At 72.0% G+C, this 14,980-nt stretch carries 17 protein-coding genes; 8 read left to right on the forward strand and 9 right to left on the reverse strand.

Annotated features, from left to right (window positions below):
* The first annotated feature begins 208 nt into the window (after window positions 1-208).
* Window positions 209-2,395, forward strand: coding sequence for a transglycosylase domain-containing protein (locus ACLBX8_RS14590; RefSeq protein ID WP_447698909.1), 2,187 nt, complete (start codon window positions 209-211; stop codon window positions 2,393-2,395).
* A gap of 294 nt (window positions 2,396-2,689) precedes the next feature.
* Window positions 2,690-4,240 carry a diguanylate cyclase gene (locus tag ACLBX8_RS14595; protein WP_447715413.1) on the forward strand — a complete coding sequence of 517 codons (1,551 nt, stop codon included), beginning with the start codon at window positions 2,690-2,692 and terminating at the stop codon, window positions 4,238-4,240.
* A 13-nt stretch (window positions 4,241-4,253) separates the two neighbouring features.
* Here the strand turns inward: ACLBX8_RS14595 and ACLBX8_RS14600 are convergent, their stop codons facing one another.
* Window positions 4,254-5,093 (reverse strand): aldo/keto reductase, encoded by an 840-nt coding sequence (locus ACLBX8_RS14600; RefSeq protein WP_056527978.1) that lies wholly within the window; start codon window positions 5,091-5,093, stop codon window positions 4,254-4,256.
* Window positions 5,094-5,390: 297 nt separating this feature from the next.
* On the opposite strand from ACLBX8_RS14600, the gene ACLBX8_RS14605 reads away from it, so the two are divergent.
* From ACLBX8_RS14605 to ACLBX8_RS14615, 3 genes are read left to right on the forward strand one after another with little or no spacing between them, the layout of a single operon-like run.
* Window positions 5,391-6,464 (forward strand): adenylate/guanylate cyclase domain-containing protein, encoded by a 1,074-nt coding sequence (locus ACLBX8_RS14605; protein ID WP_056527981.1) that lies wholly within the window; start codon window positions 5,391-5,393, stop codon window positions 6,462-6,464.
* Window positions 6,464-6,667, forward strand: coding sequence for a hypothetical protein (locus ACLBX8_RS14610; protein ID WP_447698907.1), 204 nt, complete (start codon window positions 6,464-6,466; stop codon window positions 6,665-6,667). Before ACLBX8_RS14605 ends, ACLBX8_RS14610 begins: the two co-directional genes overlap by 1 nt.
* Window positions 6,664-7,146 (forward strand): YaiI/YqxD family protein, encoded by a 483-nt coding sequence (locus ACLBX8_RS14615; protein WP_091978859.1) that lies wholly within the window; start codon window positions 6,664-6,666, stop codon window positions 7,144-7,146. The genes ACLBX8_RS14610 and ACLBX8_RS14615 overlap by 4 nt, the downstream gene beginning before the upstream one ends.
* Before the next feature lie 42 nt (window positions 7,147-7,188).
* Here ACLBX8_RS14615 and ACLBX8_RS14620 read toward each other — a convergent pair whose 3' ends face one another.
* From ACLBX8_RS14620 to ACLBX8_RS14650, 7 genes are all read right to left on the reverse strand, one after another.
* A complete protein-coding gene (locus ACLBX8_RS14620) occupies window positions 7,189-7,449 on the reverse strand; it encodes a BrnA antitoxin family protein (protein ID WP_056527989.1) in 261 nt (86 codons plus the stop codon).
* A 6-nt stretch (window positions 7,450-7,455) separates the two neighbouring features.
* Complete coding sequence (locus tag ACLBX8_RS14625; protein ID WP_020665400.1) at window positions 7,456-7,773, reverse strand: hypothetical protein; 318 nt, start codon at window positions 7,771-7,773, stop codon at window positions 7,456-7,458.
* A 299-nt stretch (window positions 7,774-8,072) separates the two neighbouring features.
* Window positions 8,073-9,068 carry a cell envelope integrity protein TolA gene (tolA, locus tag ACLBX8_RS14630; RefSeq protein WP_447698906.1) on the reverse strand — a complete coding sequence of 332 codons (996 nt, stop codon included), beginning with the start codon at window positions 9,066-9,068 and terminating at the stop codon, window positions 8,073-8,075.
* 4 nt (window positions 9,069-9,072) lie between these two features.
* Window positions 9,073-9,576, reverse strand: a complete 504-nt coding sequence (locus tag ACLBX8_RS14635) for an ExbD/TolR family protein (protein WP_447698905.1) — start codon at window positions 9,574-9,576, stop codon at window positions 9,073-9,075.
* 55 nt (window positions 9,577-9,631) lie between these two features.
* The gene (locus ACLBX8_RS14640; RefSeq protein ID WP_447715414.1) at window positions 9,632-10,321 is read right to left on the reverse strand and encodes a MotA/TolQ/ExbB proton channel family protein; all 690 of its coding nucleotides are present in this window, start codon (window positions 10,319-10,321) and stop codon (window positions 9,632-9,634) included.
* A gap of 132 nt (window positions 10,322-10,453) precedes the next feature.
* The gene (locus ACLBX8_RS14645) at window positions 10,454-10,924 is read right to left on the reverse strand and encodes a hypothetical protein (RefSeq protein WP_056527997.1); all 471 of its coding nucleotides are present in this window, start codon (window positions 10,922-10,924) and stop codon (window positions 10,454-10,456) included.
* A gap of 74 nt (window positions 10,925-10,998) precedes the next feature.
* A complete protein-coding gene (locus ACLBX8_RS14650) occupies window positions 10,999-11,478 on the reverse strand; it encodes a hypothetical protein (RefSeq protein WP_447698904.1) in 480 nt (159 codons plus the stop codon).
* 413 nt (window positions 11,479-11,891) lie between these two features.
* Between ACLBX8_RS14650 and ACLBX8_RS14655 the strand changes: the two genes are divergently transcribed.
* Both ACLBX8_RS14655 and ACLBX8_RS14660 read left to right on the forward strand, forming a co-directional pair.
* On the forward strand, window positions 11,892-12,320 hold the full coding sequence (locus tag ACLBX8_RS14655; protein WP_012320108.1) for an Hsp20 family protein: 429 nt from the start codon (window positions 11,892-11,894) through the stop codon (window positions 12,318-12,320).
* Between the two features lie 101 nt (window positions 12,321-12,421).
* A complete protein-coding gene (locus ACLBX8_RS14660) occupies window positions 12,422-12,706 on the forward strand; it encodes a BQ00720 family protein (protein ID WP_020092805.1) in 285 nt (94 codons plus the stop codon).
* A 41-nt stretch (window positions 12,707-12,747) separates the two neighbouring features.
* On the opposite strand, the gene ACLBX8_RS14665 is transcribed toward ACLBX8_RS14660, so the two are convergent.
* Window positions 12,748-13,515: an alpha/beta hydrolase gene (locus ACLBX8_RS14665; protein ID WP_447715415.1), complete on the reverse strand. Its 768-nt coding sequence runs from the start codon at window positions 13,513-13,515 to the stop codon at window positions 12,748-12,750.
* 107 nt (window positions 13,516-13,622) lie between these two features.
* On the opposite strand from ACLBX8_RS14665, the gene ACLBX8_RS14670 reads away from it, so the two are divergent.
* Entirely contained in the window at window positions 13,623-14,909 is a 1,287-nt protein-coding gene (locus ACLBX8_RS14670) for a glycosyltransferase family 4 protein (RefSeq protein ID WP_447715416.1), read from the forward strand.
* The last annotated feature ends 71 nt before the right edge of the window (window positions 14,910-14,980 follow it).

A 14,980-nucleotide genomic window follows, 5' to 3' on the forward strand; every position in this document is an offset into this window, starting at 1 on the left:
TCCGGCGCGGTCCTTAACGGATTGGCCAGCCTTTTTCCGCACCGTACCGCGAAGCGGTCACAAACGGTTTCGACAAGGATCGCCGGCGGTGCCGGCCCCGGTGTCGTTGCCGGACGGGGCGCGAAACCGCCGCATTTGGCGTGCGGAAACCGTCCTGCGGCGTGCCTGACGGTCGCGCATCGCGGCGGAACATTCGAGAACGGGATGCATGGCCAAGGGTCGGGGCAGGATTGAGCCGAACTTCGACGTGCCCGAAGGGCGCGCGCGGGATCGCGGCGAACTCGACCTGCGCCTGACCCGTGAGGACCGCCCCGGGGCAGGAGACGGCGTGGCGAAGCGATCGGGCGGCGGAGCGCGGCAGCCGAACAAGGCGCCGGCGCGGACAACGGGGCGGGCGAAGGCCTCGGGTCGCGGCCGACGCCGGCGTTCCTGGCTCGGCCGCATCGTCTACGGCTGCGTCGTCCTCGGCCTCTGGGGGGTGATCGGGCTCGCGGGGCTCATCGCTTACCACGCCTCGCAGCTGCCGCCGATCGACCAGCTCGCGGTGCCGAAGCGTCCGCCCAACATCGCGATCCTGGCGAGCGACGGCTCCCTGCTCGCCAACCGCGGCGAGACCGGCGGCCGCGTCGTGTCGATCAAGGAGCTGCCGCCCTACCTGCCGCGCGCCTTCGTGGCGATCGAGGATCGGCGCTTCTACCAGCATTTCGGCGTCGACCCGGTCGGCATCATGCGGGCCATCGGCCAGAACCTGACCCGGCGCGGTGTGGCGCAGGGCGGCTCGACCCTCACCCAGCAGCTCGCCAAGAACCTGTTCCTGACCCCGGAGCGCTCGGCCTCGCGCAAGATCCAGGAGGCGATCCTCGCGCTCTGGCTCGAGCACAAGTACACGAAGGACGAGATCCTCGAACTCTACCTGAACCGCGTCTATTTCGGCGCCGGCGCCTACGGTGTCGAGGCGGCGGCGCAGCGCTATTTCGGCAAGCCCGCCAAGGAGGTGAGCCTCGCGCAGGCCGCGATGCTCGGCGGCCTCGTGCAGGCGCCCTCGCGCCTTGCCCCGAACCGCAACCTCCCGGCCGCCCAGGCCCGCGCCGCGCAGGTGCTCGCCGCCATGCAGGAGCTGGGCTTCGCGTCGGGGCAGGACGTCAAGGTGGCACTCGCCCAGCCGGCGAGGCCCGCCAACGCCCGCGGCGGCGGGTCGGCCAACTACGTCGCCGACCTCGTGATGGACGTGCTCGACGATTACGTCGGCAAGTTCGACACCGACATCACAGTCCAGACCACGGTCGATCCGAGCCTCCAGGCGGCCGCCGAGAAGGCGCTCACCGACGAGCTCAACGCCAAGGGCACGCGCTACAACGTCAGCCAGGGGGCGCTGGTCTCGATGCGGCCGGACGGCGCCATCCGCGCCCTGATCGGCGGCCGCGACTACGCGCAGAGCCAGTTCAACCGGGCCACGACCGCCAAGCGTCAGCCCGGCTCCTCGTTCAAGCCCTTCGTTTACCTCGCGGCCGTGGAGCACGGCGCCACGCCCGACACGGTCCGGGAGGACGCGCCGATCCGGATCGGCAACTGGGCGCCGGAGAACTACTCCCACCGCTACGAGGGTCCCGTCACCCTGCGGACAGCGCTCGCCCAGTCGCTCAACACCGTCGCGGTGCGCCTCGGCCAGGAGGTCGGGCCGAAGACCGTGGTCCAGACCGCCCAGCGGCTCGGCATCACCTCGCCGCTCCAGGCCAACGGCTCTATCGCCCTCGGCACGTCCGAGGTCACGCTCCTGGAGATGGTCGGCGCCTACGGGGCCTTCGCCAACGGCGGCATCGGCGTGATCCCCTACGTGGTCACCGCCGTGAAGAGCCAGGACGGGAAGGTCCTCTACAAGCGCTCCGACAACGGTCTGGGCCGGGTCATCGACGCCAACGCCGACGGCATGATGAACGCCATGATGCACGAGACCTTCGTCAGCGGCACCGGCAAGAAGGCCGACATCCCCGGCTGGGACCTCGCGGGCAAGAGCGGCACCACCCAGGATTACCGCGACGCGTGGTTCATGGGCTTCTCGGGCAGCCTCGTGACCGGCGTCTGGCTCGGCAACGACGACGGCGAGCTCACCAAGAAGGTCACCGGCGGCAACCTGCCGGCGGAGATCTGGAAGACCTATATGACCCAGGCCCTGAAGGGGCAGACGCCGGTCCCGCTCCCGGGCCTCAACCGCTGGCGCCGCCAGCCGGAAACGACCGCCTCGGTGGCGAGTGCCGCCCCGGCGGGCCCGGGCGGGCTCCTGGGCCAGATCCTCGGCGAGCCGGAGGCCCCGGCGCCGCGCCAGGCCGCGCCGTCGCGGCGCGCCCCGAAGGACGACCGCAACTTCATCGAGAAGCTGTTCGGCATCGGTGACTGACACTCCGCGGTCTCCGCGTTCGTCGGGACCAGGCGACGGCGCGCGCGTCGCGGGCGAGAGGCGGCCCGCGGCGTGCGCCGTCGCGCATCCGCGCGACTACGCCCGGGCTCCGGCCCAAGGCGACCGCGTCGAGGCGGGACTGACAGCCGCGGCGGCCTGTATTTGTATTAGCGGTGATTCAGCGCTTCTTAGTGCCGCCAATAACCGCTTTTTCAATCTTCGTGGACGTAAGATCGGGTGAACAGTAAGCCCGTCAACCGCAATGGCGCGGTTCGTGGCAGCCCGATCGAGCCCATGCTCCTGCGCGCGACCGCTACAGCGATCAGAGCTCACCTGGACGATCGCGCCTCGCGCCTGATCGCGGCGGCCGGCACATGCCTGCTGCTCTGCCTCGCGCTGCTCGGCGTCTATCTCTGCCTGGATCTGCGGGACGTCGCTTGGCACAACGCCCGCCGCAACGCCGGGAATCTCCTGGCGGTGATCGAGGAGGGCGTCGGCCACAGCCTGCGGGTCTACGACCTCTCGCTGCGGAACTCCGCACGGCTCGCGAGCCGCGCCGACATCGCGGCCCTGGACCCGGATATTCGGCGCCTGGCGCTGTTCGACACGGCTGTGGCGGGCTCCGGCCTCGGTCCGATTGCCGTCACGGACGCGGCCGGCGACGTCCGGCTGACGAGCGATCCCGGCGTGCAGACCCGGCCCAACATGCGCACGCTGCCGGAATTCGAGTTCCATCGGTCGAATCCCGAAGGCGGCCTGATCCTGTCCGGGCCGACCGTATCTCTCATGACCGGTGAGCCCATCATCCGCATGACCCGGCGGATCCGGACGCCCGACGGCTCATTCGCCGGGATCGTGTCGGGATCGATCAGGCTCGCGCATTTTCAGGCGCTGTTCGAGCGCCTGCATTTCGACGACGGCATCGCTCTGAACGTCTTCCACCGGGATGGGACGCTGCTGATCCGGGCGCCGGCACGGCCGGAGGCGCTCGGCCAGAACATCAGCGCGAGCCCCGGCTACAAGATGTACCGGGCCAAGCCGCGCGGCGAGTTCCAGGGACGCTCGTTCCTCGACGGCGTCGAGCGGGTCTACAGCTTCGCCGACCTCGACGACCTGCCGCTGATCGTGACCGTGGCGACGGACGTCGACAGCATCCGCAGCGTCTGGATCTACAAGGCGGCGATCGTCGCCGTCCTGATCCTGTGCCTCTGCCTCCTCGCCTTCGGCCTGACGATCCTGCTGCACCGGGAGGTCGGGCGCCACGTGGCCGCGGAGGCCTCCAGCCGCGAGGCCAACGCCGCGCTCGCCGTGCTCGCGCGGACCGACGGCCTGACGGGCCTGCCGAACCGGCGCAGCTACGACGAGCACTTCGCCGTGGAGTGGAAGCGGGCCGCACAGCTGCGGACGCCCCTGGCGCTGTTGATCGTCGATGCCGACCACTTCAAGCAGTTCAACGACCGCTTCGGTCACCAGCGCGGCGACGAGGCGCTGAAGGCGGTGGCGGAGTGCCTGCAACGCACCCTCGATACCGCCGGGCTGAGCTTCCGGATCGGCGGCGAGGAGTTCGTCGCCCTGTTGCCGGGCGTCGACGCGACGGCCGCCAGCGTCGCGGCGGAGCGCGTCCGCCGGGCCGTGGTGAACCTCCGCATCCCCCACGCCCCGGAGGTCGGGGGCATCGCGACGGTGAGCATCGGCGTCGCCTGTGCCGACCCGGCCGGCGGCGATCCGCCCGAAGGGCTGTTCACGGCGGCCGACGCGGCCCTCTACGCGGCCAAGAAGGCCGGGCGCAACCGTGTCCGCGCCGCCGCGCCGGCGGATCCCGTGGCCCTGGCGCTGCGGGCCTGAGCGGCCCCGCCGCTCACAGCATCGGCAGCATCCGGGGCCGCGGTCCGCGCGGGAAATGCGCGTCGATCAGGGCGATCTCGGCCGCGCCCAGGTGCAGGTCCGCCGCGCCGGCATTCTCGACGGCCCGGTCCGGGCGACCGGTCTTGGGGATCGTGAACGTGCCCGGCAGCCGGGTCAGGTAGGCGAGGGCCACCGCGTAGGGCGTCGTGCCGTGGTTCTGCGCGATGCCCGCCAGGACGCGGCCGCCCGCGCTGGCCGGATCGGGGAAGTCGCCGCTGCCGAAGGGCGAGTAGCCCACCATGGCGACGCCGTGCTTCTCGCACCAGGGCAGCACGGCGTGCTCGATGGCCCGCTCGTTCAGGTGGTAGAGGACCTGATTGCAGGCGATCCGGTCCGGCCCCGCGATGGCCCGGACGCGATCGAGATCCTCGACGTCGAAGTTGCTGACGCCCCAGGACAGGATCTTGCCGGCCCGGCGCAGATCCTCGAAGCCCGCGATCGTCTCCTCGAGCGGGTGCTGGCCCGGCCAGTGCAGCAGGTAGCAGTCCAGCCGGTCCGTCCGCAGACGCTGGAGCGACGCCTCACAGGCCCGCGCGACGCCCCGGCGCGTCGCGTTGCCCGGCACCACCTTGGAGACGAGGAACACCTCCTCGCGGCAATCCGCGACGGCGGCGGCGACGATCGCCTCGGCGTCCCCGTACATCTCCGCGGTGTCGATATGGGTCATGCCGGCGTCGATCCCGGCCCGCAGCGCCCGGACCGCGTCCGTCCGGTCCGAACTGTCGATGTGCCACGTGCCCTGGCCGATAACCGGCACAGAGACGCGCGTCGCGCCGAAGCTCCTGGCGTACATGGCAGCGCTCCCTCTTCGCTGTCACAGGGGGTTGCTGGCGGCGGTCCGGTCGAGTCCCGGGCCGCCGGCGTATCACGGCTCGGCCGCGCAACAACCCGGCACGCCTTACTCGCGCCATCTTGGGGCGTTGAGCAATGGCATGCGGCCTCCCGCGGCGCTAAACTTTAGGCCCATGCCCGAAGTCCGGCGGCGCGGGCTCGCCGAGTCTGCGCCGCCCCGCGCAGTGCCGCCGCGCAGGGCCACGCGACGCCCGGACCCGCGCACGGTCCGTCGGCTGGCCATGCTGGAGATGCCTCGATGCTGCCGGCCCACCGGATATTCTGGGGTCTGATCCTGCTGGCGGCGGCCGGCGCGGGGTTGCTCTACAACATCATCTTCGCGGCCGGCGCCTCGCCGCTCGCCGGGTTCACCTACGGCCTCTGCATGGGCGCCACGGTGCTGGCCTTCGACCGCGGGCTGATCCTGGCCGGCCTGCAGGCGAAGATCCGGCGGCTGCCGGCCTGGCTCTACGTGCTGGCCGCGGAACTCGCCTATGTCCTGATGATCATGGCGGGCAACGCCCTGGGCGGCCTGCTCGTCTGGGCGTTCGCCCTGACACCGGACGACCTCACGACCGCGACCCGCATGACCGCGCGGGTGCTCGCCTACGCCCTCGCCGTGTCGGGCCTGCTGGTCTTCGTCATACGGATGCGCGACCTGATCGGCGGCGAGGTGTTCGTGAACTTCATGATCGGCCGCTACCACAAGCCGGTGGCGGAGGAGCGGGTCTTCCTGTTCCTCGACGTGGTCGGCTCCACGGCCTTCGCGGAGACCCACGGCGACCTGCGCGCCCAGGAATATCTCAGCGCCGTGTTCGCCACGCTCGCCGAGCCGGTGCGGCGCAACGGCGGCTCGGTGGACGACTATATCGGCGATCTCGCCATGGTGACGTGGCCGATGGCCCGCGGCCTGAAGGACGCGCGCTGCGTCACCTGCGTGTTCGAGGTGCTCGACCGGATCGAGGCCGACGCCGCGGCCTGGACCGCCCGGTTCGGGACGGTCCCGCGGCTCCGGGCGGCGCTGCACGGCGGCTCGGTGGTCACGGCCGAAGTCGGGGTCGACCGCCACAAGATCGCGTATTTCGGCGACGCCGTGAACGTGACGTCGCGGATCGAGGCCCTGTGCCGCCCGCTGGGCGTCGGCATCCTGATCTCGCAGGATCTGCTCAACCGCCTCCCGCGCCTTCCGGCCGGCGTCCGGGCACGGTCCCTCGGCGCCCACGCGCTCCGCGGCCGCGGCGCGCCGCTGTCGGTGGCGACGCTCGAGCGCGGACCCGCCGAGACCGCGCCCGTGGCGGATCTGGCGCCGCGCCGCGCCGCGGTCGCCCGCTGATGGCCGGGGCGAGCACCGCGCGGGCGAACACCCTGATCGCCGTGAAGATGGCGCTGCGCTTCGGGCTGCCGCTGATCGGGCTCGCGGTCTTCGGCCGCGCCGTCGTTCGGTCGGTGGGCGGCGATATCGAGCACGGCCAGTTCGCCCTGGGCGTGCTCCTGATCCTGGCGGGTTTCACCTCGAAGCTGGTGCCCCGGCCATGAGCGACGCGCCGGCGCGCCCGCCGATCTACCTCGACGCCGATGCCTGCCCGGTCAAGGACGAGACCTACCGGGTCGCCGAGCGCTACGGCCTGACCGTCCACGTCGTCGCCAACAGCGTGCTGAACCTGCCGCGCGAGCCCTGGATCGAGCGCGTGGTCGTCGGCCCGGAACTCGACGCCGCCGACGACTGGATCGCCGCGCGGGCCGGACCCGGGAGCATCGTCCTCACCGCCGACGTTCCGCTGGCCGCGCGCTGCGTGAAGGCCGGCGCCACGGTCCTGGCGTTCACTGGGAAGCCGTTCAGCGAGGCCGGGATCGGTCTCGCCCTCGCGACGCGCGACTTGATGCAATCGTTGCGCGAGGCCGGGACGATCACGGGCGGGCCGAAACCGTTCTCGCGCGCCGACCGGTCGGCCTTCCTGTCCGCCCTCGACCGGGCGGTGAACCGGATCTTGCGCGAGCGGCCGAAGCCGGTCTGAGCATCGGTCCCAGGCGCGACAGCGTTCCCCGCGCGGGAGGTCTCAGGCCTCGGCCGCCGGGACGAGGGCCTTGAGCGCCTCGTTGATGCGATCCTGCCAGCCAGGGCCGTCCTTCTGGAAATGCGCGAGCACGGCGCTGTCGAGGCGCAGGCTCACCACTTCCCGGGAGCCCGGGACCGTTGCCGGCCGCGGCGCGGCTTGCGGCGGCGGAGCGGCCGTCTTCGGGCTCGTGGCGGCCCGGAAGGCCGCCTCGGCTGCCGCGCGCGGGTCGGTGAAGCGGCGGCGGTTGCGGTCTTCGGCCATCGACCCCTAGCCCTTCGCGGTCGTCTTCTTCGGCGCGGCCTTCTTCGCGCTGCCCTTGGCGGCCGCCTTGGCTTCCTTCTCGGCCGCCTTGGCCTGCGCGTCGGCGGCCTCCTTGGCGAGCCGGAGCGAGCGCAGCCGCACCGTCCGCTCGTCCATCGCCTTGATGGCCGCGTGGTGCTCCGCCATCGCCTGGGCGCCCTCGCGAGCCATGCGCTCCGCCCGTTCCGCGCGCTCGGCGCGGTTCTCCGCCCGGGTCTTGGCTTCCGCCTCCGCGTCGCGGGTGGCATTCACCTCGTCGAGGTCGTACTCAGTGTCGTCGTTCATCCTGTCCCTTTCACCCCGGCTCGACGGGTCCGACCCGGCGCAGCCTGCGCGGGACGGGGTCTGAGCGGGTCCGGCCTGTTCGAGGGGCGGGGGGCAAGGCCGGATCGGCGCCCTCCCGCATCGCCGTCAGGCGCGCGGGGAAGGCAGGTTCACGAAGGCTTTAGCATGCCCGCGCGGCCGATGGCGAATCCGGATCGCCGGGTGGGACTGACGGCGCACACCATTCGTACGCATTCGCCGGACGATCCGGATCGGGCTCGCGGTCGGTTGGGCGGGATCCGGCCCGGATCGTCCTCCGATCAGCGCACGCGGAAGTTGAGCGGAATGGAGACCGACAGGCTGGACTGCGTCACGCCGGGGGGCGCCGCCGGCATCGAGCCGCGCACCGCCGCGAGGGCGGCGCTGTCGATCTGGCCGACGCCGCTGGAGCGGGCCACGCCGGCGCCCGTCACCTGACCCGAGCGCATCACGGTGAAGCGCACCACCGCGGTCCCGCCACCGGTGCCGACGGCCGCGTTCACGTTCATCCGGCTGTGGATCGCCGCGCTGATGGCGCCCTGCCACTGGCGCATGGCGCTCGGATCGTTGCCCGCGGCGGCCCGGCCGGCCGCGTTCGCCCGCGAGGCCGACGCCGAACTCCGCTCGGCGCCAGCCCGCGCCTTGGCCTCGCGCGCCTTCGCCTCGCGCGCAGCCTTGGCCTTGGCCTCGCGGATCTCCTCCAGGCGCTCCTGCCGCGCCTCCTCGCGCTTCTGCTCGCGGAGCTTCTCCTCCCGGATCTTGCGCAGCTTGGCCTCGCGCTCCGCCTTCAGCTTCGCCGGATCGGGCGTCGGCTTGGGCGGCTCCTCGGACTTGGCGACCTCGGTGGGCGGCGGCGCCAGCGGCTCGGCGGCCTCGGACGCGGAGGTGATCACCTGGCTCTGCGCCTCCACGGGCTGAGCCTCTTGCGGCATCTCGACCGCCTGGGTGTCCTCCGGCTTCACCTCGGTCATCTCGGTCGGCGGCGGCGGCTGGACGGCCTCGTCGGGCGGCGTGTCCACCGGCTTCGCCTCCGGCGGGGCTTCCTGGCTCATCTGCTGCTCCGCCGGGGCCTCGGTGGCCGCGTCGGTCATGAGCGGCGCGAGGTCGACGGTGATCTGCTGCTCGCCGGGCGGTGCGGGCGGGGTGAGCCGCAGGAACATCACGGCGGCGAGCACGCAGGCGTGCAGCCCGAGGGCGACCAGGAAAGCGGCGAGCAGCCCGGACGGGCGGCGCTCGCCGAGACCGGCCGGCATATCCGTCGACGTGTAGGTGCTCATCGGCTCAGCGCGCGGTCCCTGCGGGGGCGGCGGGGGCGGCGGGAGCGGCCGTGGCGGCGCCAGGCGAGGCCGGAGCGGCGCCGCCGGGCGACTGCGCAATCAGCGACACCTTGGTGAAGCCGGCCTGCCCGACGAGGCCCATGACCTCCATGACCTTGCCGTAGGGCACGTCGCGGTCGCCGCGCACGAGGATCACCTGATCCTTGTCGGCCGCCGCCATCTCGCGCAGGCGCGGCACGATGCTCTCCATCGTGAACACCTCCTTGGCGATGGACGGGTTGCCGTCCTTGTCGACCGTCACCTCGGCGGGCTTCTTCGACTGCGCGACCTTCGGCGCCGCGGTCTTCGGCAGCTGGACCGGCACGCCGGTGGTCATCAGCGGCGCGGCGACCATGAAGATGATCAGCAGCACGAGCATCACGTCGACCATCGGGGTGACGTTGATGTCGGACATCGGCACGTCGTCGAGGTCGTCGTCGTCGTTCGCGCGAATGGATCCCATCGCCATGGGGCGTCTCCGGTACCTTTACGTTCGGCTCTCTGGGGGGCTGGCGCCGGCCGCGCTACTCGGCGGCCGCGCGGTGGGCGCCGGCGCGGTCGCGCGCGAGGCGGTTGCCCAGGACCGAGATATAGGACGAGAAGGTGCTCTGGATGCCGCTCACGTCGCTCGAGAGCTTGTTGTAGGCCATCACCGCCGGGATCGCGACGACGAGACCGATCGCCGTGGCGAACAGCGCCTCCGCGATGCCCGGCGCCACGACGGCGAGGGAGGTGTCCTGGCTCCGGGCGATGGACGAGAACGAGTTCATGATGCCCCAGACGGTGCCGAACAGGCCGACGAACGGGGCCGTGGAGCCGGAGGTCGCCAGCAGCGACAGGCCGGTGCGCAGGCGCTTCACCTCGATGGCGAGGGCGCCCTTCATCGCCCGCTCGATGCGGTCGCGGCGCTCGGCCCGGGTCTCGGAGGAATCCTGATCGCGCCACGCGTCGATCGCCGCCTTCACCACTTGGCCGGCGATGCCGCGATGCTCGCCGTCGAGGCTGCCCCCGGAGCGGACCAGATTCGCGAAGGCCTTGGCCTGGCGCCGCGCGGCGGCGAGCCGGATGACCTTCTCGAACACCACCGTCCAGCAGGCGATCGAGGCGATCACCAGCAGGATCATCACGCCCTTCACGATCGGGTCGGCCTGCAGGAACAGGCCGAGGAACGAGAAGTCGTGGGCCGCCTCGATCGGGGCTTGTGTCGGGTCCATCGCGGGCTCCTGGCGTCCTGGTCTCACGCGGCGTCGCGCCGCCATCGTCTCGGGGTGCGGCGAAAGCCGCAGGCCGCCCGGCGGCTCTCGCCGCCGGGCGGTTTGGTCTCGTCAGCCGTCACACCATCCGCATCAGCGGTCGAACGGCAGGCCGGCCTTGCTGTCGGTCTCGGTCCGCTCGAGGCAGGCCTCGCGGCCCGGATCGCCGCCGTCGCAGGTCAGGACGTCGTTCAGGAGGACGCGACCGACCTTGTTGCAGGCGATGCCGGGGAAATCGAAGATCTTCACGGTGGTCTTCTTCGGCGGCAGCGGCCCGAGTTCGACCGCCACGCGCTTCTGCGCGACGCCCTCGGGGTCGAAGGCGAAGAGATCCACCTTGTAGGACTTCAGGCCCGAACCCTTGTTGTCGATCACCATGGTGATCCGGCAGGCCTCGCCCGCGGTCTCGACCTTGTTGAGCTGCAGCTTGATCGGCGCCTTCTCGGACGCGTCCTGCGCCAGGGCCGACACGACGAGCAGCGCCGAGAGCGCGAAGCAGGCCGCCGTGTCGAGGGCGACACGCCCGATCCGACGGCGGTACAGGGGAGCGCGCAGGGCAAGCACCGTGACAAAGTCCTCTTCGAGTTCGCGCCGGCCGGCGGCTCGGGCCGCGCGGTCCGGGGTGACGGGGAGCCGGATCAGTGCAGCACCGTTCCGGCGGGGCAGGAGGCCGGGGCGAGGCGCTCGGCCGCCGCATCGAGCGGCCCGACCGCGGCGCGGACCGCCGCCACGAGGCGCGGCGCCGCGTCCTGGCCGGTGATCTCGGCCGCGGCGGCCTCGAGATCCGCCCAGAGGCGCTGCCGGCCCCGGTTGATCAGCTTCACCAGCGCGCATTCGTGGCCGGTCACGCGGCAGCAGCTCGCCGGCATGAACGACCAGTCGCCGTCGCGTTCCGCGCGGAGCGCCCGGATGATCGCGACCACGCAGGCGACGAAGCGGCACCCTTCCGTCGGCCCGAGCAACTGCTCGGCCCCGTCGAAGGCCGCGTTCCAGCAGGCGACGTCGCTGGTCATGTAGCCGGCCGCCACGAAGCGGGCCACCGACAGGGCCAGGATGTCAACCTCGTCGCCGCACACGTCTGCGACGCGCCGCATCGCCGCGTGGTCCGACGGGGTCATGGGCGTGCTCACGGCTCCGGCGCCTCGCGGAAATGGATCGCGGCGATCGAGCTCGGGAGCCGGATCGTCGCCTGCCGCGGCAGTATCCAGGCCCGCCGCCCGGATCAAGGCCCGGCGAGAAAATCAGAGCAGTTCCAAACTGTTAGAAGAAAGCGTGGCCGTTGCAGGCTTTGCCTATCGATCCCGCATAAATTTGCCGAAACTTCCCGGAAACGCGCGACCTCGGGTCGCCGTCGATTCCGGTCCCGTCCCTTGATGGCCCGGAAGGCCTTGGCCATATCTCCGAGTTGCCGGCGTCGTCGCGTCCGGCGGAGCGCTGCCCCGGGCGGGCTCCTGTCGACGAGGTGCTCGAGCATCCCGGGATTGCGGCAGATCCCGGGGTCGGAGACTTCGCTTTCTGGATGATGGCCGCGATGACTCGATCCTCGCCCTTCGGGCACCCGTTCCTGCTCGGCTTCGACGAGATCGAGCAGGCCCTCGACCGGGTCTCCAAGGCCGCCAACGACGGTTACCCACCCTACAACATCGAGCGCCTGCCCCGGACCGAGAGCGAGCCCGAGCGCCTGCGGATCACCCTGGCGGTGGCCGGCTTCACCCGCGATCAGCTGGACGTGATGCTGGAGGAGAGCCAGCTCGTCGTGCGCGGCCGGCAGGTCGACGAGCGCGAGCGCCACTTCCTGCACCGCGGCATCGCGGCGCGGCAGTTCCAGCGGGCCTTCCTGCTCGCGGACGGCATGGAGGTGCTCGGCGCCGACCTCGCCAACGGCCTCCTGTCGATCGATCTGGTCCGGCCGGAGCCGGACCGCATCGTGCGCAAGATCGATATCGGCGCCCGCGGCTGACGCCGACCGATTGATTGGCCGTCGCGGATCCCCACATCAGGGTGGAGCCGCCGATGCCTTCAGGATCGGCGGTGGACGCTCTGCCACCCCAGGAGGGCTTTATGACCGATCTGAATCCGTCTCCTCTGACCCCCGCCGATCTCGATCCGGCCGATTTCCAGCCGGCCGATCTCGCGGCGCTGGGCGAGGGGCACATCGCCTACGTCCGGCCGATCCGGTCCGACGAGGTCCGCCGCTTCTTCCCGCAGGCCCCCGAGCTGACGCCCGGCCTCGACCTGTTCGCCCTGCTCTCGGCGAGCGGCGCGCCGATCATGCTCGCCGATTCGCGGGACGTCGTGCTGGCCAACGCCGCCGCGCACGACCTGCAGCCCGTCAGCCTGCATTGACCCTGCACCCGACCCGCTGAGAGGCCTGGCCGGGAGACCGGTCAGGCGATCTCGGCCACCGCCGCCACGAGCCGCGCGATGTCCTGCGGCCGCGACAGCCGGTGGTCGCCGTCGGCGATCAGCGTCAGCACCGTTCCTTCGGCCGGCAGGCGGTCGAGGATTCGCAGGGCGTGCGTGTAGGGGACGTCGGTGTCCCGCATGCCCTGGAGGATGTGCACCGGGCAGCCCGGATCGACTTGGCCGCCCAGCATGCAGTGTCGGCGGCCGTCGTCGATCAGGGCCCGCGTGATCGGGTCCGGCTCCGGCGCGTAGTCGCTGGGCTTCCTGAGGACGCCGTCTCGGATCAGCATGGCGCGCGCCGCCTCGCTGAGGCGGTTCCAGATCAGCTCCTCGGTGAAGTCGAGGGCCGGCGCGATGAGCACCAGCCCCGCCGTGGCCTCCCCGCGCGCGGCCCGGTCGCGGGCAGCGAGGCAAGCGATCCAGCCGCCCATCGACGAGCCGACGAGCACCGGCGCCTCCGTCACGTGGGCCGCCAGGACCGCCTGCGCGTCCTCGAGCCACGACGAGATGGTGCAGTCCGTGAACGTGCCGCCCGAGGCACCGTGCGCGGCGTAGTCGAACCGCACGAGCGCCCGGCCCGTCCGTTCGGCCCAGGCATCGAGCGCCGTCGCCTTGGTCGCGGTCATGTCGGAGCGAAAGCCGCCGAGCCAGACCACCGGCGGCCCGCCGCCCGCGCGCACCCGCACGGCGATGCGGCGGGCCGCGTCGCCGATACCGACGGTCAGGAACTCGGGGGCCGTATCCGTCATCGTTCTCTCCGGTATCCCTGTCTCGACATGGAAGAAGTCCGGTCCTGAACGGTTCGGCTTCAACTCTCGTTTACCGGACCGTAAAGCCCGGCGGCGATGCTGGATCAATGGCAGCGAGCATTTGGCAGATACCGGCCGGGGGCCTGCGCGTCCTCGCCGAGGGCCCGCGAACGGGCGACGGCCCCCACGCCCTGTCGGGGTTCCCGGCGGAGGTCGGGGCGCTGGCCGGCGCCCGCATCCTGCAGATCATCCCCGAACTCGATGCGGGCGGCGCCGAGCGCACCACCGTCGACGTCGCGGGCGGCCTCGCGGCCGTGGGCGCCCGCGCCCTGGTGGCGACCGAGGGCGGACGGCTCGTCGGCGAGTTGCAGGCCAAGGGCGGGCACTGGCTCCGATTCCCGGCTGCGTCGAAGAACCCGGTGTCGATGGCGGTGAACGTCCTGCGGCTGATGGCGCTCTGCCGCCGCGAGAAGGTGCAGATCATCCACGCCCGCTCCCGCGCGCCCGCCTGGGTCGCCCTCGGGGCGGCGCGCCGGCTCGGGCTCCCGTTCGTGACCACCTATCACGGCAGCTATTCCGGCCGGACCGGCGTGAAGGTCCTCTACAACTCGATCATGGCCCGCGGCGACGTGGTGATCGCCAACTCGCATTACACCGCGGACCTGATCCACCGGCTGCACGCCGAGCAGGCCGGCGACCGCGTGCGGGTCATCCACCGCGGCACCGACCTCGCGGTGTTCAACCCGGTGGCGGTCGGGGCCGCCCGGGTCGAGGCGCTGCGCCGGAGCTGGAACGTGGCGCCGCACGAGCGGGTGATCCTGCTGGCCGCCCGCCTCACGGCCTGGAAGGGCCACCGCGTGCTGATCGAGGCCGCCGCGCGGATGCGCGATCGCGGCGTCCCGGACCTGGCCGTGGTCCTCGCGGGGGACCCGCAGGGCCGCGCCGCCTACGAGCGCGAGCTCGACGCACTGATCGCCGCGCGCGGGCTCGAGGGCATCGTCCGCAGGGTCGGGCACTGCACCGACATGCCGGCGGCCTTCCGCGCCGCATCGGTGGTGGCGGTGCCGTCCGTGGAGCCCGAGGCCTTCGGCCGCTCGGCCGTCGAGGCGCAGGCGCTCGGCGCACCCGTGGTCGTCTCGGATCTCGGCGCGGTGCCGGAGACGGTGCTGGCACCGCCCGAGACCCCCGCCGGCCAGCGCACCGGATGGCGCGTGCCGCCCGGCGACCCGGCCGCGCTCGCCGCCGCTCTGACCGAGGCCCTCTCCCTCGGCGCGAGCGCCCGCGACGCCCTCGGTCGGCGCAGCCGCGCGCATGTCGAGGCGCACTTCTCCCTGGAGCGGATGGTCGGCGACACGCTGGCGGTCTACGCCGAGCTGCTCGGCCGTTCGACCTGAGGGCATCGGTCTCGAATCGCGACGCGGCGGCCGATTATTTCCGGCGTCGCGATGGTAGCCGGTTGACTCTG

Source organism: Methylobacterium sp. D48H (assembly GCF_053345715.1).

What these genes read in the sequence shown, in the direction of transcription:
- ACLBX8_RS14590 (WP_447698909.1), top strand. Translation starts at nt 209, where the DNA reads ATGGCCAAGGGTCGGGGCAGGATTGAGCCGAACTTCGACGTGCCCGAA.
- ACLBX8_RS14595 (WP_447715413.1), top strand. Translation starts at nt 2,690, where the DNA reads ATGCTCCTGCGCGCGACCGCTACAGCGATCAGAGCTCACCTGGACGAT.
- ACLBX8_RS14600 (WP_056527978.1), bottom strand. Translation starts at nt 5,093, where the DNA reads ATGTACGCCAGGAGCTTCGGCGCGACGCGCGTCTCTGTGCCGGTTATC.
- ACLBX8_RS14605 (WP_056527981.1), top strand. Translation starts at nt 5,391, where the DNA reads ATGCTGCCGGCCCACCGGATATTCTGGGGTCTGATCCTGCTGGCGGCG.
- ACLBX8_RS14610 (WP_447698907.1), top strand. Translation starts at nt 6,464, where the DNA reads ATGGCCGGGGCGAGCACCGCGCGGGCGAACACCCTGATCGCCGTGAAG.
- ACLBX8_RS14615 (WP_091978859.1), top strand. Translation starts at nt 6,664, where the DNA reads ATGAGCGACGCGCCGGCGCGCCCGCCGATCTACCTCGACGCCGATGCC.
- ACLBX8_RS14620 (WP_056527989.1), bottom strand. Translation starts at nt 7,449, where the DNA reads ATGGCCGAAGACCGCAACCGCCGCCGCTTCACCGACCCGCGCGCGGCA.
- ACLBX8_RS14625 (WP_020665400.1), bottom strand. Translation starts at nt 7,773, where the DNA reads ATGAACGACGACACTGAGTACGACCTCGACGAGGTGAATGCCACCCGC.
- tolA (WP_447698906.1), bottom strand. Translation starts at nt 9,068, where the DNA reads ATGAGCACCTACACGTCGACGGATATGCCGGCCGGTCTCGGCGAGCGC.
- ACLBX8_RS14635 (WP_447698905.1), bottom strand. Translation starts at nt 9,576, where the DNA reads ATGGCGATGGGATCCATTCGCGCGAACGACGACGACGACCTCGACGAC.
- ACLBX8_RS14640 (WP_447715414.1), bottom strand. Translation starts at nt 10,321, where the DNA reads ATGGACCCGACACAAGCCCCGATCGAGGCGGCCCACGACTTCTCGTTC.
- ACLBX8_RS14650 (WP_447698904.1), bottom strand. Translation starts at nt 11,478, where the DNA reads ATGACCCCGTCGGACCACGCGGCGATGCGGCGCGTCGCAGACGTGTGC.
- ACLBX8_RS14655 (WP_012320108.1), top strand. Translation starts at nt 11,892, where the DNA reads ATGACTCGATCCTCGCCCTTCGGGCACCCGTTCCTGCTCGGCTTCGAC.
- ACLBX8_RS14660 (WP_020092805.1), top strand. Translation starts at nt 12,422, where the DNA reads ATGACCGATCTGAATCCGTCTCCTCTGACCCCCGCCGATCTCGATCCG.
- ACLBX8_RS14665 (WP_447715415.1), bottom strand. Translation starts at nt 13,515, where the DNA reads ATGACGGATACGGCCCCCGAGTTCCTGACCGTCGGTATCGGCGACGCG.
- ACLBX8_RS14670 (WP_447715416.1), top strand. Translation starts at nt 13,623, where the DNA reads ATGGCAGCGAGCATTTGGCAGATACCGGCCGGGGGCCTGCGCGTCCTC.